21 protein-coding genes are annotated in these 19,829 nt (G+C 50.0%); 13 read left to right on the forward strand and 8 right to left on the reverse strand.

Translation table 11 applies throughout. The features are described from left to right. The first annotated feature begins 31 nt into the window (after positions 1–31). From QP938_05910 to QP938_05920, 3 genes are all read left to right on the forward strand, one after another. A complete protein-coding gene (locus QP938_05910) occupies positions 32–604 on the forward strand; it encodes a hypothetical protein (GenBank protein WIO75437.1) in 573 nt (190 codons plus the stop codon). Between the two features lie 73 nt (positions 605–677). After that, positions 678–1,013, forward strand: a complete 336-nt coding sequence (locus QP938_05915; GenBank protein ID WIO75438.1) for a hypothetical protein — start codon at positions 678–680, stop codon at positions 1,011–1,013. A 122-nt stretch (positions 1,014–1,135) separates the two neighbouring features. Further along, positions 1,136–1,627, forward strand: coding sequence for a hypothetical protein (locus QP938_05920; protein ID WIO75439.1), 492 nt, complete (start codon positions 1,136–1,138; stop codon positions 1,625–1,627). Between the two features lie 85 nt (positions 1,628–1,712). Here QP938_05920 and QP938_05925 read toward each other — a convergent pair whose 3' ends face one another. Next, positions 1,713–2,384, reverse strand: coding sequence for a hypothetical protein (locus QP938_05925; GenBank protein WIO75440.1), 672 nt, complete (start codon positions 2,382–2,384; stop codon positions 1,713–1,715). After that, entirely contained in the window at positions 2,381–3,337 is a 957-nt protein-coding gene (gene ylqF / locus QP938_05930) for a ribosome biogenesis GTPase YlqF (protein ID WIO75441.1), read from the reverse strand. The genes QP938_05925 and ylqF overlap by 4 nt, the downstream gene beginning before the upstream one ends. A 90-nt stretch (positions 3,338–3,427) precedes the next feature. Here ylqF and QP938_05935 point away from each other — a divergent pair, with 90 nt between their 5' ends. The 3 genes from QP938_05935 to QP938_05945 all read left to right on the forward strand — a co-directional run bounded on the left by QP938_05935 (position 3,428) and on the right by QP938_05945 (position 5,530). Further along, the gene (locus QP938_05935; GenBank protein WIO75442.1) at positions 3,428–3,901 is read left to right on the forward strand and encodes a DUF2947 domain-containing protein; all 474 of its coding nucleotides are present in this window, start codon (positions 3,428–3,430) and stop codon (positions 3,899–3,901) included. A gap of 134 nt (positions 3,902–4,035) precedes the next feature. After that, a complete protein-coding gene (rdgC, locus tag QP938_05940) occupies positions 4,036–4,971 on the forward strand; it encodes a recombination-associated protein RdgC (GenBank protein WIO75443.1) in 936 nt (311 codons plus the stop codon). Positions 4,972–5,251: 280 nt separating this feature from the next. Then, positions 5,252–5,530, forward strand: coding sequence for a peptidylprolyl isomerase (locus tag QP938_05945; GenBank protein WIO75444.1), 279 nt, complete (start codon positions 5,252–5,254; stop codon positions 5,528–5,530). A gap of 361 nt (positions 5,531–5,891) precedes the next feature. Here QP938_05945 and QP938_05950 read toward each other — a convergent pair whose 3' ends face one another. Beyond that, positions 5,892–7,148 carry a glycosyltransferase gene (locus tag QP938_05950; protein WIO75445.1) on the reverse strand — a complete coding sequence of 419 codons (1,257 nt, stop codon included), beginning with the start codon at positions 7,146–7,148 and terminating at the stop codon, positions 5,892–5,894. A gap of 45 nt (positions 7,149–7,193) precedes the next feature. On the opposite strand from QP938_05950, the gene QP938_05955 reads away from it, so the two are divergent. Continuing rightward, positions 7,194–8,018: a zinc-dependent peptidase gene (locus QP938_05955; protein ID WIO75446.1), complete on the forward strand. Its 825-nt coding sequence runs from the start codon at positions 7,194–7,196 to the stop codon at positions 8,016–8,018. A 7-nt stretch (positions 8,019–8,025) separates the two neighbouring features. On the opposite strand, the gene QP938_05960 is transcribed toward QP938_05955, so the two are convergent. Beyond that, complete coding sequence (locus QP938_05960) at positions 8,026–8,487, reverse strand: YchJ family protein (GenBank protein ID WIO75447.1); 462 nt, start codon at positions 8,485–8,487, stop codon at positions 8,026–8,028. A gap of 85 nt (positions 8,488–8,572) precedes the next feature. Here QP938_05960 and yeiP point away from each other — a divergent pair, with 85 nt between their 5' ends. The 4 genes from yeiP (at position 8,573) to QP938_05980 (ending at position 14,542) form a co-directional block, all read left to right on the forward strand. Then, a complete protein-coding gene (gene yeiP, locus QP938_05965; protein WIO75448.1) occupies positions 8,573–9,136 on the forward strand; it encodes an elongation factor P-like protein YeiP in 564 nt (187 codons plus the stop codon). Positions 9,137–9,268: 132 nt separating this feature from the next. Next, on the forward strand, positions 9,269–12,148 hold the full coding sequence (gene rapA, locus QP938_05970) for an RNA polymerase-associated protein RapA (protein ID WIO75449.1): 2,880 nt from the start codon (positions 9,269–9,271) through the stop codon (positions 12,146–12,148). A 169-nt stretch (positions 12,149–12,317) separates the two neighbouring features. After that, entirely contained in the window at positions 12,318–13,427 is a 1,110-nt protein-coding gene (locus QP938_05975) for a YjgN family protein (protein WIO75450.1), read from the forward strand. Beyond that, on the forward strand, positions 13,424–14,542 hold the full coding sequence (locus QP938_05980; GenBank protein ID WIO75451.1) for a M48 family metallopeptidase: 1,119 nt from the start codon (positions 13,424–13,426) through the stop codon (positions 14,540–14,542). The genes QP938_05975 and QP938_05980 overlap by 4 nt, the downstream gene beginning before the upstream one ends. A 73-nt stretch (positions 14,543–14,615) precedes the next feature. Here QP938_05980 and trmA read toward each other — a convergent pair whose 3' ends face one another. Next, positions 14,616–15,713 (reverse strand): tRNA (uridine(54)-C5)-methyltransferase TrmA, encoded by a 1,098-nt coding sequence (gene trmA, locus QP938_05985; protein WIO75452.1) that lies wholly within the window; start codon positions 15,711–15,713, stop codon positions 14,616–14,618. Between the two features lie 98 nt (positions 15,714–15,811). Here trmA and QP938_05990 point away from each other — a divergent pair, with 98 nt between their 5' ends. Next, positions 15,812–16,219: a secondary thiamine-phosphate synthase enzyme YjbQ gene (locus QP938_05990; protein ID WIO75453.1), complete on the forward strand. Its 408-nt coding sequence runs from the start codon at positions 15,812–15,814 to the stop codon at positions 16,217–16,219. A gap of 31 nt (positions 16,220–16,250) precedes the next feature. Further along, entirely contained in the window at positions 16,251–16,655 is a 405-nt protein-coding gene (locus QP938_05995) for a hypothetical protein (GenBank protein WIO75454.1), read from the forward strand. Between the two features lie 54 nt (positions 16,656–16,709). Here the strand turns inward: QP938_05995 and QP938_06000 are convergent, their stop codons facing one another. The 3 genes from QP938_06000 to fahA form a co-directional block, all read right to left on the reverse strand. After that, positions 16,710–17,498 carry an RMD1 family protein gene (locus tag QP938_06000; GenBank protein ID WIO75455.1) on the reverse strand — a complete coding sequence of 263 codons (789 nt, stop codon included), beginning with the start codon at positions 17,496–17,498 and terminating at the stop codon, positions 16,710–16,712. A gap of 9 nt (positions 17,499–17,507) precedes the next feature. Next, on the reverse strand, positions 17,508–18,152 hold the full coding sequence (gene maiA, locus QP938_06005) for a maleylacetoacetate isomerase (GenBank protein WIO75456.1): 645 nt from the start codon (positions 18,150–18,152) through the stop codon (positions 17,508–17,510). A gap of 314 nt (positions 18,153–18,466) precedes the next feature. Further along, complete coding sequence (gene fahA, locus QP938_06010; protein WIO75457.1) at positions 18,467–19,780, reverse strand: fumarylacetoacetase; 1,314 nt, start codon at positions 19,778–19,780, stop codon at positions 18,467–18,469. Positions 19,781–19,829 lie beyond the last annotated feature (49 nt).

Here is a 19,829-nt window from a genome sequence, read left to right on the forward strand (position 1 = left end):
TCTCCGTAATTATGTGGTTATCAAGAGTAGTATGAGTAAGACGAATTCAGCACTGGCGGTGGCCAAAAGAGAGTTAAGAGCGGCAGAGCGATACCATGATGCAATGGCGAAGTGTAATTCATTTGAAGATGTGGATATTGAGTGGAGAGGGTTCTTAGTTTCAATCGAGAAAGTCTGGAAGAAGATTGAGAGGGCGGGTGTTGCGATAAATCAGGGTGAATTTAGTCAGTTTCAGAAGCCTTTCAAGGAACGAAAAAAAAGTGACCAATTGTTAAGCTATATTCTCCATGCGCGCAATAGTGATGAGCATAGTGTTCAAGAGGTTACTGATTATCTCAATAACTACTCGGCCATCCCGATTGGAATTATGCAGAGGAGCATGGGGCGGCCAGATGTGTTTGTGCCAGTGAATCCTGCTGGTAGACCGATGGCTCAAATGGATATTAAGTTTGAATTGCTTGATGTTGTCGATCGAGGAATAACATATAGGCCCCCTTGGGGGAATTGTGTTTCAGGGCCAATTTCGCCAATGGAAGCGGCAAGAGAGGCACTTGTTTTTTACCGTGAATATATGTCTTCTTTTGAAGAGTGGTTCACAACCTAACAAGAAAGGGCAACTGACGCCTACGGCGCAATTGCCTTGAACGCTATGCACCCAGTTACTATGGAGAGGTGAAATGGAATTTACACTTTTAGAATGCAAGCACTGCAATGAGACTGGAACTTGCCAGCTCGAGGACGGTGTATCGTGCGGAACCTGCATCAAAGAAGCTAAAGCCAAGAAGGGATCTAAAGTTGTTGCATGCGGGGTTTGCGCTGGTGTAGGAAAGGTTGAACCAAAGACATCCAGGCTCAATAGTAGGTTGCCATTTCTTATTGTGATGTTGGTTCTACTGGTTTTCTATTTCTATAGCTTCGTCAACTTAGGCGATGATTCAAAGTTTGATCAAATATTTCCACTGGTGGCCTCATTAACAACAATGATAGTAACTTTTTACTTCACCAAGAAATAATGCATAGCACGCCGCTAAAATATGACCTAGCCGCAACAAAAAGTACGATTTCTACTGGACTTGCTACGTGTTGATTCGTATACCAGTTTAGCTGGATATTAATAAATATATTTTTAATCGCAATGGAAATAGGCCTCGGAACCCCGTCAGCTAAATACCGGATTTATATCGGTAATCGACCGCCGCTACCCGAATATCAGGCACTGGATCAACTGCGCCCGGTATTACCCGGTGAAGTTGCCCATATTGTCGAACAAACCGGAAACCACTGGCGGAAAATTTTTAATCTGTTTGCCAAGTTGATGTTTGAGTTGAATGCTGAAGGTCACTCAACTTGGCAGGCTTTTCGGGATAATCGCCTTTTACAGTCTGGAGCTGATCACGCATTACTCTTCAGTCAGCCCGGTTTTAGCCAACCGGATACGATCCATATCGTCAGCGGCAAGAGCCATGCGCTAGCACTGGGGTTTGAGCAGTTGTCAGAATTGAAACAAGACTTTGCCGTTGATAAAAGCCGGAAGCTGATTGTCTCGCCGTATTTTGATTATCGACAGTTGTCGAATCAGAAGTTGGCGGAGTTGGTGGGGGTTGTTAAAAAGTTGGATGGGTTGTAAGACGCTGGATTGCTTCGCTTTGCTCGCAATGACGGGTAATTCACCAGAGCTGTCATTGCGAGTGTAGCGAAGCAATCCAGTGGCTTTATTCTGAACTGGTCTGGGGCGCTTCCAGCTCCAGTGGCACCAGCAAGCGATGGAAATCCCGCGGAGCTACATATTGTAGGGTTTCTTTCCCCTCGTCATTTAAAATCACATCCACACCTTTGGCTTCGTAGAGGTAGTGGTGGCTTTCGCCGCGGTCAATGATTTGGTCGGGTTTGCCAAATAGTTTTTCAATAACTTCGGCATCAAGGCTGGCAGTTGGCAAAAATGTCAGGTCGCTGACCAGCAGGGTCTCGCCTATGTTCATCATGTCCTGACCGAGTGTGAATTTTCTGGAGCCGGTGCCGAGGTATTCGGACTCCACTGCATTCTCTGCCAGGTAAGTAACCATACTCGGCTCGGCTTTGGCGGAAATCACCAGTTTTCCGGCCAGTGGGCCTGACTTGAAGTGGCTGTAATACATCTCCAGGTTGGCATTGTCCTGCTGGTCGATCATTACAGCGATTTCATAATCAATACCAAATTGTGTGGCGGCTTCTTTAAAGGTGGTGGCTCCCAGATTGATTCCAAATACATCGCTGGTTCCGTCATCCCGAACATCAATTTGCCAGGGTAGGCCAGTAGCAGCCACGTCTGAAACGTCAGGCTTTAAGAATTGGTATGCGGTAAATGCTGTAGCCAGCACTAAGAGAATGATCAGTAATTTTTTCACGAGGGCTTGTTCCTGTTTCGGCTTCCTTGACGACGCTGTTTGCGGGCGGCTTTTTTCTCTGCTTTTTCCGCGCGAATTACTTCCAGTTCAGCCATTTCTCTTTCCATCTCGGTTGGCGTTTCCAGCGTCAGTCGCCCAATGGTCCCGGCACGGAGTTCGGTCAGCAGGATTTTGGAAACCTTATCCAGGTCAACACGGCCACCGGCACCCAGGCAGCCTCGGCGGGCGCCGATTAATTCCAGCAGCTCCAGAGCGGGACTTGGGCTGTGAGCGTCGGGGAGCTCGGCAATACCATATCGCTCGCTGACCATTTTCGGGTAGTTCTCCAGCAAAAACTCGGCGGCGAAGAACGCTATATCATCGTGCTCAATAGCGGTGTCTTTGATGGCGCCGGTGGTAGCCAGGCGATATCCGGTGTTGCGGTTCTCCAGATTGGCCCACAGCACGCCTGGGGTATCATGCAGAACGATTCCGTTGCGAAGGTTGATGCGTTGCTGCCCTTTGGTAACCGCCGGCTCGTTGCCGGTTTTGGCGATGATACGACCGGCCAGTGTATTGATCAGGGTGGACTTGCCAACATTGGGGATGCCCATGATCATGGCGTTGATGCTTTTCACGCCCTGATCTTTCTCCGGCAGCATTTTCCGGCACAGGTCGATAATCTGCAGGGCTTTGGATGGCTCTTCTGTAGTGATTGCGAGGGTTTTAACCCCTTGCTCCTGTTCAAGGTAGTGTTGCCACTGAAGGGTGCGCTCCGGGTCGGCGAGATCCGACTTGCTGAGCACCTTGATGCAGGGTTTGTCACCGCGAATACTGCGAATCATCGGATTTTCGCTGCTGAAAGGAATGCGCGCATCCAGCACTTCGATGATCATGTCTACCTCTGGCAGAAGCTGTTTCATCTCTTTGCTGGCCTTGTGCATATGGCCTGGGTACCACTGAATTTGTTGCATGTCTGGAAAACCTTTGAATTAGCCCGTTATTTTAGAAGCCTGGGGCCGATTTTGATATAGTGCCGCCTCTCAATCTGAAACGAGTTGACGATGAATTACCTGCCGCTGGATCAATACAAATACGCCTGGGTGTTTCGCCGCCAGGATATGGCTGTGACGCCGGACGATCTGGCGCAGATCAAGCCGTTAACCGCCAGTCGCTCTGCAGAAGTCTGGCGTGGCCAGATTAGTCCGGTATGTCTCTATCCGAGCCACTTTGGCTCGGGCGATTGGGCAGGGCAGGAGAAGACCTGGAAGGCAAAGGAGCAATGGCAGGGGGCTTGGGATTCCGATAGCCCGGAACTGCCAGAGCTGCTCTCTGGGCATATTAAGTGGGAGCCTAATGTCACCGTCTATTTCTGTTACAAGCACGACCATGTGATTGAAACCACTTGGGGCGTTTTTCGCCGCAACTGGAAGTGCTTCCTGTTTTTTGATGACGGACCTCTGCTGGTTGGTCGCAAGCGTAAAGAAGTGGCGCAGTTCTTTGAGGATGGGACTTTGCAGGTCGGCATACGCGCCTGATTGCTCCCAAGCTTCTCTCTGCCATTAGCACAGACCGAGTCACAGAAACAGACTTGTCATCACCACTTCAGATTGGCCATCATAGCGACCTTTCAGAGATTCCCAAGATAACAAGACAGAGAGCAGCCATACCCATGTGGTTTAAAAACATCCAGGTTTACCGTTTTACCAAACCCTTTCAATTCTCCGCAGAGGAGTTGGATGAGAAGCTGGCCGAGCAGGCGTTTGTGCCCTGCGGCAGCCAGGATATGCACCGCACTGGCTGGGTACCCCCTCTGGGTGACCCGGAAGGCTCATACATCCACAGCGCCAACGGTTACATCATGCTCAGTGCTAAACGTCAGGACAAGGTTCTGCCTGCCGCTGTGGTGAACGAATTTGTGCAGGAAAAGGTTGAAGAGCTTCAGGAGCAGGAGAGTCGCAAGATTGGTCGCAAGGAGCGCCAGGAAATTAAGGACGAGATGATTTTTACCCTGTTGCCACGTGCGTTTACCCGTTCCAGCAAACTCTTTGCATACATCGATTTGAAAGCACAGCTGCTGATCATCAATGCTGGTTCCGCCAAAAAGGCTGAGGATTTCTGTCATGTACTGCGCGAAACACTGGGTACGCTGCCTGTGGTGCCGGTAACCACCAATAATATTCCCCAGCAGGTAATGACCAACTGGATGCGCGAAGGCATTCACCCGGAAGGCTTTGAGTTGGGCGGGGAGTGTGAGTTACGCGATACCAGTGACGAAGGCGGTGTGATCCGCTGTAAAAACCAGGTGCTGACCGCAGCGGAAATCAACAACCACGTTCAGGATAGTATGTACGTGAGCAAGATTGAGCTGGCTTCTACCAACGGAATCGAGTGTATCGTTGATGAAAACTTTGCCATCAAGCGTATTCGCTATGGCGATATGATTCAGGACAAGGCCGAAGAAGTGTACACCGGCGATGCGGCCGAACGTTTTGATGTGGACTTCTCGATTATGACACTGGAGCTGTCGGCGCTGATTGAATCACTGCTGAGTGCTTTTGGCGGTGAAAATCTGGATGCCATTGAAGATGAAGTGATTGCTGCTTAAAGGGGCAGTCACACCATGTAATTTTCAGCACATACTTATTTATCTATGTGTGCCAAATGCCCGTGTCCTTAGGGCTTTTTACTGTGTCATCCTGAGCGTAGCGAAGGATCTCGTTGTGAATAGTTAGGCAAGAGATCCTTCGCTGCGCTCAGGATGACAGATGATAAGATTTTTCGCTGCGCTCAGTTATGCGGGGATTATTGCTGTCACGAGACAGATAGCGCGGAACCCCAGAGGCTTTGTGCTACGCTCTTTTTATTTCTACACCCCGGAATGCACTATGACCACAGCCATTGTTCGCCATATTCTGGTCAAGCACAAAGACCAGGCCGAAAAACTCAAACAGCAAATCGCTAAAGGCGCTGATTTTGGCCAGATGGCCAAGAAGCACTCCATTTGCCCAAGCAAACGTCGCGGTGGAGACCTTGGCGAAGTGCGCAAGGGTGATATGGTGAAGCCGTTTGAGGATGTGGTGTTTAAGAAGCCTACCAATGTAGTGCATGGTCCGGTGAAAACCCGCTTTGGATATCATTTGATTGAGACGGTGTTTCGGGGGTAATAGCTAATTACCGAGCAGTGTGACCCGACCAAAGTTACCAATTCTTTGGGTAGAACCGTCAAGGAACAATGGATATAGCAGTGCCACTTGGGGAGTCAATAAATCACTAGGGGTTGCGCAATTCACTGCCAAGAAAGTGAGGCGCTTTTAAGGCTCTTTCTTTTGCATTCTTTTCTTTGAGCCAGCAAAGAAAAGAATGTTGCCCCCAGTGCACAGAAGTAGCTCGCCGCAGGCGCATGCGAAACTTTCGGGGGCGAAATTCAAAGAGCAAGTACAACAATGTGTAGATACCCGCCTGAGCGGGCACGACAAAAAATTAAATCTCTGAATCTTGCTAAAGGCTGTGTATCGATGGAGGAAGTCAGGGCATATTCTCAATTTCAGCCAATCGGTTCTTAACCTCAATCCATTGCCCCATAAACTGGGTGCTGCGATGGTTATGATGTCGTAGCATTGCGCCGGTAAAGTTATTGAGCCGGTGCTCTTGCAGGTTATCTTTCACTACTTCAATTCGATCGACTAACGCATCGCCAATACTCTTTTTATCAAACAGTTTTTGGGCAATGCTAATACCTTGCTGCTGAGCCTTTTGCCAGTACTCAGCACTCTGATACAGCTGCACTGCGGCATTGGCAAATTCTTGTGGATCATCTGTAGTGTCACCTCCCCAAGGCAGCCCGGCAGTCATGGCCTCGGCTCCAACAGACGTGGTTACGCTGGGGATGCCGCACAACATGCCATCGGCAAGTTTTCCTTTAATACCTGCTCCAAAGCGCAGGGGAGCCAGGTTTACTTTTCCCTGACGAAGTACTTCAAAGGCATCAGGTGCCCAGCCCTTAACCAGAAAGCCTTCCTTTGCATTGTGCAATGCGGTGGCTTTTGGAGGTGGGTAGGCACCGTAGATATGCAGTTCTGCACTAGGAAGCTGTTTGCGAATGAGAGGCCAGATAATTTGTTTCAAATAAAGCACGGCATCCCAGTTGGGGGCATGCCGAAAGTTGCCAATTGAGACAAAGTGCTGGCGTTGCTCAAAACCTGGCAAGTTGTCTGAGTTCAAACCTCTTACATCCAGCATAAACGGGCAGTGCTGCAACAGCATTGATGGCACGTTGAACTCTTTCTCGAGAAGCGCAACTTCGGCCTCGGAAATCATCAGTGATAGGTCGCTGCGGTAAATCGAGGCGATTTCACGCTGAGCCATCTCACTCATCAGATCAGCTCTGCTCACATCGCGATTCTGTTTGTAAGCGGCGTGGCGAGCATTGCGAAGACTGTGTAAATCTTCGGTGTCTAAAAGACGCAGGGCGTTGGGATAGTGCTTTTCGACACGCCAGCCGAATTGTTCTTCGATAAAAAAGCGATCAAACATCACGATATCCGGCTGAAGCTCGGAGATATACTGGTCAAAGCCGGAATCGTTAATTTCGAGCTGCTTTACGGAAACACCCATTTCCGGCAAATTTACCATATGCTCGGTCTCTGTAGCAGCACTTGCAAAATGCACTTGCCAACCGCGCTCCAGGAAAAGGTGGATAAACTCCATCATATGGGTGCCGGCTGCCGAGGAGTTTGGTTCAGGCCAAACATAGCCGATGATTAATACGCGATTGCTGGGCATAATGGTTGATGTCTATGGAAGCATTCTTAAAACGGGACAGAGAGTATGATAACAGCAGTCTATTTTGTTGTGGCGGCGGTTTTTGTCGGGCTGATGGTCTGGTGGCTGTTGTTCAAGCCTGGAAGCGAATACCGAAAGGCGGTTCAAAAGCCGTTTCCGGCAGAGTGGCAGACTATTCTGTTTCGTAACCTGCCGATTTACCGCAATCTCTCCAAAGAGCAGCAGAGTGAACTGCAGGATTTGATCAAAGCATTTCTGCATCAAAAGAATTTTGTAGGCTGCGACGGGCAATTGATCACCGATGAGGTTCGAGTCACTATTGCCGCGGAAGCCTGTCTGTTGCTGCTCAATCGCCCTCACACTCTGTATCGCCAGCTCAAGTACATTTATGTCTACCCGTCAGCCTACCTGGCGCCACACACCGAGGTGGCGGAGGGAGGTGTGGTGACCCATCGAAAACAGGGACGTTCGGGTGAGTCGTGGCAGAATGGCAAGGTGATTCTCTCATGGGACGACGTTGCCCATGGCGCTCGTAACTTCAGCGATGGCCAGAATGTTGTTCTTCACGAGTTTGCGCACCAATTGGATCAGGAATCCGGTACTGCCAATGGCGCACCGCTATTGAACCAGGTGTCCAGCTACCAGAGCTGGGCAAGAGTGCTGTCCCGTGAATTTGAAGAGCTGCAGGATGATCTGATGCGTGGTCACCGGGGACTTCTGGATCACTACGGCGCCACCAACCCGGCTGAATTTTTTGCGGTAGCCACCGAAACGTTTTATGAGCGACCGGACAAAATGATGCAGGAGCATCCAGAGTTGTTTGAGCAATTAATGGCTTATTTTCAGGTTGATCCCAGGAAGTGGCAGTGAAGGTTTTTTAATTTCCGTGACACTTCTTAAACTTCTTGCCACTCCCACAAGGGCAGGGATCATTGCGTCCTGCATTGACCTGAGCAGGTAGTATTTCCCCGTCCAGATAAAACCAGCGGTCATCCTCTTTTGTAAAGCGTGAACGCTCATGAAGTTGTCCGAGTTCACCCTGGTCTTCGTAGGTGGCAATAAACTCTACTTGATCAGAGTCGCTGGAAATCACTTGCAGATTAAGCCAGTGAGTACTGGCTATGGTTTGAGCCAGAACCTCGCGATCATCGACTTGCCTTTTATCGGGATGGTGAGTCTCTACCAGGTAATCCACCAGTCCTTTGCAGAATGCGCTGTAACGAGAGCGCATCAAAGTTTCGGCAGTCGGGGCTGGTGTGCCATTGTGATAGGGTTGGCAGCAGTTGGCGTATGGCTTTGCTGATCCGCAAGGGCAGATTGTCATCAGGCAGTTTTTCATTAAGTTTTGGTTGGAGCGCGCACACCAAAGTAGAAGTTCTCGCGCTATAATCGCGTCAGTTTATGACCCTCGAAAGGAATACACAATGAAAGCCAGTGACCTGAAGCGTGGCATGATCGTTGAGATCAATGGCGCTCCGCATATTGCCAAGCAAATTGATGTGAAAAGCCCGTCTTCACGTGGAGCGAATACTCTCTACAAGGTTCGTTTCAATAACCTGAAAACCGGCCAGAAGCTGGATGAAACTTACAAAGGCGATGACATGCTCAAGGATTGTGACTGTCAGCGTCGCGAGGTTCAGTACTCCTATTTTGATGGCGACAACTATGTGTTCATGAACATGGAAGATTTCAGTCAGTACAGTCTGGGTGCGGATGATCTGGAAGGGCAGCTGGAATATTTGATTGATGGTCTTGAAGGCATAACCGCGCTGATCCTGGATGGCAATGCCATTGGTATCGAATTGCCGCAATCGGTGAATATGACCATTATCGAGACCCCGCCCTGCATTAAAGGTGCCAGTGCTACTGGCCGCACCAAACCGGCGAAAATGGCCACCGGCCTGGAAGTTCAGGTGCCGGAGTACCTGGAAGAGGGTGAGCTGATCAAAATCAACACTACCACCAATAAATTTATGTCTAGGGCATAGTACTTAGTTTGTGACTGGGGCTGTTTTAAACAGCGTCAGATTTCTCCCCCTGCTACAGGACTGCTAAAATAGCAGTCCTGTTTGTTTTTATGCCGGCTATACATCACCGGCCCCAGCTGTAGTGAGAGTCTTTTGAGCACTTTACGTTTTATTCCCGGCCAGCGCTGGGTCAGCAATACCGAATCCGAAGCCGGTCTCGGCATCATCGTTGAGGCCGCTGGCCGCCGTGTGACAGTCAGTTTTCCTGCCATTGGAGAAGAGCGGGTCTATGCGGCGGATAATGCACCGTTGAGCCGTGTGCAGTACAACGTAGGTGATCGTATTCGCAGTGATGAGGATCTGGTGCTGACCGTTACCGAGGTGCGGGAAGAGGGCAGTATTTTCAGCTACATGGGGCTGGATGGTGACGGAAAAGAGCACTGTATTGATGAGCTGGAGTTGGACAGCTTTGTCCAGTTCAGTAAGCCACAGGACCGACTTTTTGCCGGACAGGTGGATAAGCTCAGCCAGTTTGAACTGCGTCAGCAGACCCTTGCTCATCGCCACCGCTTGCAGCAAAGCGACGTGTTGGGCCTGTTGGGGGCTCGAGTGCAGCTGCTTCCCCATCAGCTTTATATCGCCCATGAAGTGGCAAACCGCCACGCCCCACGTGTATTGCTGGCCGATGAAGTAGGCTTGGGTAAAACCATCGAGGCAGGCCTGGTCATTCACCAGCAGTTGGTGTCCGGTCGCTCCCGTCGTGTATTGGTAGTGGTGCCAGACAGTCTTGTGCATCAGTGGTTGGTGGAGATGTTGCGCCGCTTCAACCTGATGTTCACGATTCTCGATGAGGACCGCTGTCAGGCACTGACACCGGAAGACGATGACGGAAGCGCTAATCCGTTCGAAAGTGCACAACTGGTTCTGTGCAGCTTGTCCTTCCTTTCTAAATCGCCAAAGCGCCACCAGCAAGCCTGTGATGCTGGCTGGGATCTTATGGTGGTGGACGAAGCACACCACCTGCAGTGGAGTGAGAAAGAGGCCAGCCTAGAGTACCAATGCGTAGAAGCGCTGGCGAAAAATGTACTGGGACTGCTTCTGCTTACCGCTACTCCAGAACAGCTGGGTATCGAGAGTCACTTTGCCCGTTTACGCCTGCTGGATCCCGACCGTTATTACGATTTGCAGAAATTCTGTGACGAAGAGGGCGAATATCAACGGGTCAGCCGTTTGGTTGAACAGCTGACCAGTGAGGATGCTGCCGATCAGCTACGCCATAGCGATGAGCTGAAAGCAGAATTGCAACATTACCTGGGCAGCGATGCGGACAAGTTGCAAAAAGAGTTGGATGACGATGGCTGTGAACAGGCCATTGACGATGTGGTACGCACGCTATTGGATCATCACGGCACCGGCCGAGTACTGTTCCGCAATACACGGGATGCCGTCAGCGGTTTTCCGGAGCGTCGCCTGGTTCCGCACAAACTCCAAACGCCTGCTGCCTATCGAAGTGCCAGTGAAGGTGCCAGTATTGAACAGCTGCTGAAACCGGAAATGTTACTTGGTGGCGGCTGGCTAGCTTCTGACCCTCGTGTGAAATGGCTTGCCAACTGGCTGGCAGACTTGCGCGAGGAGAGTCGCAGTGACAAGGTGCTGGTAATCTGCGCCAATGCCGACACCGCCCAACAACTGGAAAATCACCTCAATATCCGTTGTGGCGTTCACTCGGCAGTATTCCATGAAGGAATGAGCCTGGTGGAACGGGACCGCGCTGCCGCCTATTTTGCCGACGAGGAAGAGAGCGCACAGGCACTTATCTGCTCGGAAATTGGCAGTGAAGGCCGCAACTTCCAGTTTGCCCGCCACATGGTGCTGTTCGACTTGCCGCTTAATCCGGATCTACTTGAGCAGCGTATCGGTCGTCTCGACCGGATTGGTCAAAAGTACACAGTCAATATTCATGTGCCGTTTTACGACAGTGGCGCCCAGTTTGCCCTGTTGCGTTGGTATCACGATGGCCTTAATGCCTTTGAGCGGGTTTGCCCGGTGGGTGGTGCAATCCAGGCGCAGGTGCGGCAGGAGCTGGATGCTTGTTTGGTGAATGATAATGTCCAGGCGTTGGACAAGTTGGTGGCTCAAACCTATAAGCTGACCGAGGCGGCATTGTACGAATTTCAGCAAGGTCGCGATCGTCTGCTGGAGATGTCCTCCTGTAATCCGAAGCGAGCCCAGCAGGTTGTCGATTCAGTTGCTGAGGCTGAGAGCCCGGAAGTTTTGACCGAATACATGGAAAAGGTATTCGACCAATACGGTGTTGATCACAACCACCACAGTGCTGATGCGGTGATCCTGGAACCGAGCGATCATCTTCAATGCGAAAGTTTTCCGGGGCTGTATGAAGATGGTATGACTGCCACATTCAATCGTGAGAAGGCACTCAGCCGTGAAGATATGCACTATCTGAGCTGGGAACACCCCATGGTCAGTGGTTCCATGGAGATGATTCTGAGCGGCGAATTTGGCAACACCTCTGTTTGTACCATGAAGCTGCCACCACTCAAGCCTGGCAATCTTTTGTTGGAGACGGTGTTTACACTGCACTGCGCAGCACCCCGTTCACTGCAAGTACCTCGCTATATGCCTTCAAGAAAGGTGCGGGTGGTGGTTGAGAGCAATGGTAAAGACTTAAGTGCCGTACTGACCCCGCAACACTACCAGAAACTCGCACAAGGCGTTGCCAAGGGAACAGCCCAAGAGTTGGTGCGTCATGCCAGACCACAGATTACTGCGTTGATTGATAAGGCAGAGACCATCGCTTCCTCTCAACAGCAGGGACTGATTGATGCCGCCATTGCCAAAATGGAACAGTCACAAGGTGTTGAGCTGCAACGCTTGAAGTCACTGGCGAAAGTGAACCCAAATATTCGCCAGGACGAGATTGATTACCTGGAAGAAACCAGGGATCAGTTGCAAAAATACCTCGAAGGCGCAGAACTAAGGCTGGACTCGCTGAGAGTTGCGATTACCGTCTGACTTTCCCCTAGTCATCTCTTCAACGACCGGGTGATATGGTTACCCGGTCGTTGAGTAATTTCGTATCAACCGGCCACTCATCTGACCAAATTCAAGATCAACAAATTGGCACTCTCCCTAAACTGTGCTAAAAAGTCCTTTCAATATAATAAATATGGAAGGAATCCAAATGTCTGTAGATATACCTTCAGATCAGCCAGTCACTCCCGGCACTCCCGAATCTCCAGTTAATCCGCAAGTTGAAACCCCAGAATCCCCACCAAGACGCATCCAGATGGAGTTTCGTGGATCTGGTAGTGAATTCTTTCGTATATGGATCGTGAATGTTTTGCTCTCTATTGTGACCCTGGGGATTTACTCCGCCTGGGCCAAGGTGAGAACCAAGCGATATTTCTACGGGAATACCTATCTCGATAATCACAATTTTGAATATACCGCCGATCCAATTGTGATTTTGAAGGGGAGAATTATTGCTGCTGTCTTATTGGTCGGTTATATATTTGCACAGAACTTTTTCCCTGTAATATCTGGTTTGCTTGCTTTGGCAGGTATGATTATTTTCCCGTGGTTTTTTGTGCGAGCCTATGCATTTAATGCTTATCACAGTGTGTATCGTGGTATTCGATTTCGATTTTCGCGCAGTTATGGCGAGGCTGCCAAAGCCTATATTCTATGGCCATTTTTGGGTGTAATTACTTTTGGAATACTCTATCCAAGTGCTATTTTGCGTCAGGAAAAGTTGCTGGTTGAAGGACACAGCTATGGAGAGAGCCAGTTTTCGCTGAATATCAGAGTGGGTCAGATCTGGGCAATTGTCGGGATAATGATTGCGCTCGGTGTACTGTTTGCTATTGGCACATCTGTATTGACCGCAATTATCGCCGGAGTGTCAGGTTTGGAAGGCGCAGAGAACCGAAATGGTATTTTTGCAATTATTTCGATGATTCCGTTATTCCTGTTTTATTTTGTAATGATGGCCTACTTTACCGTAGCAATGATGAACTTGCGTTATGGAAATATGTTGATTGCAGGCAACCAATTTAATGCCAATTACAAATTTGGCGCCTGGTTGTGGTTGCTGGTTTCCAACACATTTATGATCGTACTGACTCTGGGGCTGGCTATTCCCTGGGCGATGGTTCGCGTGGTTCGTTACCGTGCCAGTTGCACCAGTCTTAACGCCAGGGATATGGATCACTTCGTTGCCGGTGAAAGCAATAAAACCAGCGCACTGGGTGATGAAGTGGGCGAGGCCTTTGATCTGGGCTTTGGCATATGATGGATATTCAGGGCTTTTGGCAAGATGGAAAAATTTCGGCTTCTCCGGAAGCCGTCCTTCATGCTGATGCAGTGGGGCGACTTACGGTTAGAGTTGGAAATGAGGCTGTTGTCAGTGCAGAGATCAAGGAAGTAAAAATCCCTGATCGCCTGGGCAATATCCAGCGACAACTGCGGTTTCCGAATGGCGGTACTTTTGTTACCGCCAATAATGAAGCCGTGGATCAATTACAGCGCAATTTGGGCAAAAGCAGCGGGGGGCATAAGCTTCACGCTGCGGAAAACCGCTGGAGTCTTGCGCTTGTTTGCCTGACTTTGATTGTAGGTTTAATTGCCTGGTGTTTGATCTGGGGTGTGCCGCTAGCCGCACAGGGTGTCGCTAAGGTTATTCCTGATGCTGTGGTGGAGTACACGGACCAAACGTCGATTGATTTTTTTGACGATGTTTGGCTTGATCCGTCGAACTTGCCTGAAGCTCGTCAAAAACAGTTGCTCAATTATTTCCAGCCCTATATCCATACTCTGCAAAGTTCCAGTGATATGCCGGAAATTGATGTTCAATTCCGTGATGGTGGACCACTGGGTGCTAATGCGTTTGCATTGCCGGGCGGCACGATTATCTTTACAGATGACATTGTTGAATTGGCAAAGAGTGATGCCGAGCTACTTTCAGTCTTGTTTCACGAAATAGGGCATGTTGAACATCAACATGGAATGCGGTCTGTACTGCAAGGCTCAATCATTGTGTTGTCACTTGCGTTCGTTACCGGTGATATGAATGGTGTTGCCGAATTGCTGTTGGGCATTCCGGTGTTACTGGTAAACAGTGCCTACTCCAGGGATTTTGAAACCGAAGCAGACGATTATGCTTATCAAAATATGAAACAGGAGGGCATTCCGCTACATCATTTTGCCGATATTCTGAGCCGTATGGATCATCAACATCATCATGGTGATGAGGCGAATAAGGGGGAAGAAAATAAATCCACAGATCAAGGCCCTGTAAGTCATGACACTTCCGATGAAAGTTCAGACAAGGATGTAATGGGGTATTTTTCTACCCACCCCTTGACTAAGGATCGTATCAAGCGGTTTGAGACAGAAGGCGACGAGTAGTTCGTTGAGATAAAAAAAGAGGCTTTGGTATTGATACCAAAGCCTCTTTTTATTGTGCCAGGTTTTTATGGCATTAAGTGCGTTTGACCAGTAGCGCACCACACTCAAGGTGATGGGTGTAAGGGAATTGGTCAAAGGCTGCAAATTTGGCAATCTCGTGAGTGTCTTGCAGTGCTTCAAGGTTGTTTTTCATGGTCTCCGGATTGCAGGAGATGTACAGGATATTGTCAAAACCTCTTACCAGCTCCACGGTGCCGTCATCTAGTCCGGCACGGGGTGGGTCTACAAACACGGTGGAAAAGTTATAGCTGTCCAGGTCAACATTGTTCAGGCGTCTGAACGGGCGAACCTTATTGAGGGCATCGGTAAAGTCCTCGCTGGACATGCGGACAATTTCGATATTGTCCACACCGTTTTCTTTCATGCTCCATTGCGATGAATTTACCGAAATCTTTGAGATTTCTGTGGCCAATACACGTTCAAAATTTTGTGCCAGTGGCAGAGTAAAGTTGCCGTTACCGCAGTAGAGCTCCAACAGGTCACCGCCTTGTCTCTCAGGTGATAAGTTGCGGCTGGTTTCTACGGCCCAGCCAAGCATTTTCTGGTTTACACCGGCGTTTGGTTGGGTAAATCCGGTTTCTACCTGTTTGTAGCGATATTTATTGCCCAGTACATCCAGTTCTTCGATGACGTAATCGCGTTCCAGCACCACCTTCTGCTTTTTGCTGCGACCAATAATGGGGGCACCTAATTTTGTACTAAGGGCTCTGGCTTCGTTCTGCCACTGATCATCGAGAGGTTTGTGATAAATAAGGGTTATTAACGCATCGCCACTCAAGGTAGTTAAGAACTCAACTACATAAAGCTTGCGGCGCAGTAGTTCATTATCTTTGATTCCTGTCATCAGCCGTGGCATCAGCTCACCAATTCGGGTGGAACCAATCGGGAACTCCTGAATCGGAATAGGGCGACTGCCGCCTGGCAGGTGCATGGCATAGTGGGATTCGTCGCCTTCATGCCATATACGAAACTCGGCTCGCATACGAAAGTTGATTGGCTCCGAGGTGAACACCTCTATTTCCGGCAGGTTCAGTGCTGCAAAGTCTTCACGCACCTTGCTGATCTTGTCGGTGAGCTGCTTGTCGTATTGGCTGGTGTCGATGGTATTCAAAATGGGGTAACCTGAATCTGGTGCAGGGGCCTGTTAAGAGGCCCTAAGTGGGTAAGCTGCGGCATTATACGGCAAACCGAGTGGTATGAGGAATTGAGGTGATCCAGACAGTTTCAGTACCTGTTTCCGGGCAGGGGCTTCACGATATAACCAACAGGATTCAGTCGGCAGTGGCCGCTGCAGGGCTTTCTGAAGGGCTTTGTACATTGTATATCCAGCACACGTCGGCCAGTCTGTTGATTCAGGAGAACTACGACCCTTCAGCCAAAGCGGATCTGGAGAGTTGGTTGAACCGCCTGGTGCCGGAAAATGATCCACTCTACACCCATACCCTGGAAGGGCCGGATGATATGCCGGCACATATCAAGTCAGCATTGACTGCCACATCGCTCTCAATTCCTATTATGAATAGCAAGCTGGCGTTGGGTTCATGGCAGGGGATTTTTCTGTGGGAACACCGTCATCACGCGGGTGGTAGAAAAGTATTGGTGCATACTAGTGCTTAATCGGCGGTGCGCACCATTATGGAGGGTTTATATGGATAAAGACATTCTGCTGGTTTACGACAAAGAATGCCCGATCTGCGATTACTACTGTCTTAAAGTGCGTATCGAGGAGTCGGTCGGTCGACTGGTTTTGGTGAACGCCAGAGAGTCCTGCGAAGTGATGGATGAAATTACTGCTCAGGGGCTCGATATTGATCAGGGTATGGTATTGAAGCTAAATGGCCAGATATATTACGGCCCGGATGCCATCTATATGCTGACAAAAATTGGTGGTAAATCGGGGATGTTTAACCGGTTAAATTCGTTGTTTTATGGTTCACAAATAGGGGCCGGGGTTTTTTATCCGATCAGTCGGTTTTTTAGAAATCTGTTACTGAAGGCTTTGGGGAAAACCAAAATCAATAATTTGAATTTTGAGGATAATGAAAAATTTTAATGACCTTCATTATCCTCAAGGGCATGGCGACACTAAAGAACCAAGTTACCTGACTTAAAACCACTTCAGTAAATCATGGCCGAGGAAAATAAGTATTTCCACGGCAATCAACCAGATAATAATCCACTCCAGCAATGATGAGTGCTTGTGCTTTTGCTCGTCCGCCAGCATTTCAAACAGTTTGTGAATCATGCCGAGCTTTTTGTTGAGCACTTCAACGCGAGCCTGTACGTCCAGGTAGCGAGCCATCTCCAGATAGAGGCTCTCCAGCTCCGAGTACTCCCAGAAAAATTCGGGGGTATCCAGCAGCGCGTAGTGGTGGTTAATGTCGCTCTCTACCAAAATCAATTTACCGCGCATACGGCCAATATCTCGTCGGGTTAAGCGAGTGCTGCCTGTCTCAGCCAGGTTGCGGGGAATGTGGGCGGTTTCATCGATAGTCCGGCTGGCGCGTGCTTCCAGTTCGGCCAGTTTTACCGATTGAGCGACGCCTTGGGAGAGTGCCAGCATTTCCAGAGGGCTGCCGTCGGTCAGCTGAATGTGATCATCCCGAATACGGATCGTTTCTGCACCGATGTCAAACGTGAAACGATCCTCTTCGGGCTTGAGAAGAGGATCGATCATCATCGGTGTTAATTCGTCCCAGAGGCGTTGTTCGCTGTCGGCATCAACGCCCCAAAGTACGATACTGCCAAACGGGAATAGAAAAACATCGCCGTTAGTATGTAATTGGACATGAAAAACTTCCCGGTACTCAGTGACCCGATAGTTGGTTTGCAGATGAGTACGCAATTCACTGACGTCAAAACCTTTGGCCAATCCGTAAGCGATGCAGCTTTTCATGTTTGTTCCTTAGGAAGCGTCCGGTTGGTTCTCCGGTAAAGCATTTTTAAAGGCATCCAGGCTGTTGCAGTGCTCCCAGATGCTGCTGAGTAAAGGGTAATTGCTCATGTCCAGTTTAAATCTCAAAGCATTATAAATCTGCGGAATTAAAACTACATCAGCCAGAGTGAGTTGATCGCCAAATAAAAATTTACCGGTTGAACCGTATTTTTTGGCCTGGGCCTCCAGCGGCCCAAAGCCTTTGTGTAGCCAGTGGTGATACCACTCGGTTTTCTGCTCTTCAGTTGCACCCAGCTCACCGGTCAGGTACTTGAGAATACGCAGGTTGTTGAGCGGGTGAATGTCGCAGGCGATATCGTTGGCCAATGCCAATACCTGGGCTCGTTCAGCAATATCTGCTGGCAGAAGAGGATGCTGCGAAAATTTGTTCTCGATGTAATCAAGGATTGCCATGGACTGGTTGAGAGTCAGCTCGCCATCCACCAACGTAGGCACCAGTTGCGCCGGATTCATGGCGGTGTAGCTGTCACTGAATTGCTCGCCGCCATCCTTAACCAGGTGAACGGATTCCTGCTCGTATTCAACACCTTTTAGGTTGAGAGCGATGCGAACGCGGTAAGCGGCAGAAGAGCGCCAGTAGCCGTAGAGTTTCATTGTGTTGTCCTGTTGTTTTGGTGCCGGTAAGACAGCGGTGATTGTCTGCGGCATTGGTGTTTTTAACAACAGGTCGGAGGTCGGACGTCGGACGTCGGGCGCTAAAACCCAAAGAGTTATTGTCATACCCGCGAAAGCGGGAATCCATCTGGCTACATCGTCAGAACTCTTTTTCAAAAAGAGTGGATCCCCGCATACGCGAGGATGACAAAGTGCTTGGCTTTAGCGTCAGACGTCAGACGTCAGACGTCAGACCAAAATAAATACAAAAAAGCCCCGCACAAGCAGGGCTCTTCCTTACTACCTTACAAAGCTCAAACCCGAGCCGGAAGAACAGTACCAGTCACTTCACCAAAACCGATACGAACTGCGCCATCACGCTGGCAGTAGCCGCGCATGATTACGGTGTCGCCATCGTTGAGGAAAGTGCGCTGTTCACCGTTTGGCAGGGTGATTGGCTCTTTACCACCACGGCTGAGTTCCAGCAGGGAGCCGGCTTCTTCGTGTTGTGGGCCGGATTGGGTGCCAGAGCCGAGCAGGTCACCTGGTTGCATCGCACAGCCGTTAACGGTGTGGTGCGCGACCATCTGTGCCACTGTCCAATAGGAGTGCTTGAAGCTGGATTCAGACAGTTTGGCTGGCGCGTCGCCAGCGGCACGCATTTGCTCGGTTTCGATCAGGCACTCAAGATTGACGTCCATACCGCCATTCTCGGTGTTGAAATCGCTGGTCAGGTAAGGCAGTGGCTGAGGGTCACCTTCCGGGTGGGCGAAGCTGCTGCGGAACGGAGCCAACGCCTCGGTGGTAACAATCCACGGTGAGATGGTTGAGGCAAAGTTCTTGGCCAGGAATGGGCCCAGTGGCTGGTATTCCCAGGCTTGCAGGTCGCGAGCAGACCAGTCGTTAAACAGGCACAGGCCAAATACGTGGTCTTCAGCCTTTTCGATGTCGATGCGGTCGCCCAGTTCGTTACCCTGGCCGATAAAGATGCCCATTTCCAGCTCGTAGTCCATACGCTTACATGGGCCAAAGCTTGGCTCATCAGCGTCTGGCGCTTTGGTTTGACCGACTGGACGAGGGAATTTCTGGCCGGAAACGCCAACAGTAGAAGCGCGTCCGTGGTAACCGATCGGAACCCACTTGTAGTTCGGCAGCAAGGGGTTGTCCGGACGGAACAGGGAGCCTACAGCTGTAGCGTGGTAAATGGAGGTATAGAAGTCGGTGTAGTCGCCGATTACGCAGGGCAGGTCGTATTCAACTTCGTCCATAGGAATCAGGCATTTTTCCAGCTCTGACTGTTGCTCGGAACCGCTGCGCAGGGCGCGAGACAGAGCCAGACGCAGGGCGGAGTTGGCTTCTTTACCCATACCCATAAGCAAGTTCAGGATCGGCTCACCAGCGGCTTCACAGGCTTCCTGGGCCAGATCGTCGAGGATGTCGGCATCTGCCAAGGCGTGCATGTCGATTACTTGGTCGCCGATGGCAACACCACCACGGAATTCTTCCTCGCTGCCAGCGCGACGGAACACGGCAAATGGCAGGTTCTGAATTGGGAAGTCACTGCCTTGTGCGGATTCAACCCAGCTGGTCAGCTTGGGATCGTGGGTTTCGTTCAGTAGGGAGGTCATTATCGTCTCTCTTTCTATATTGTTGTCATTCTCACCTTACCTTGGTGTC

The organism is Porticoccaceae bacterium LTM1 (genome assembly GCA_030252795.1).
GTDB lineage: Bacteria > Pseudomonadota > Gammaproteobacteria > Pseudomonadales > Porticoccaceae > SCSIO-12696.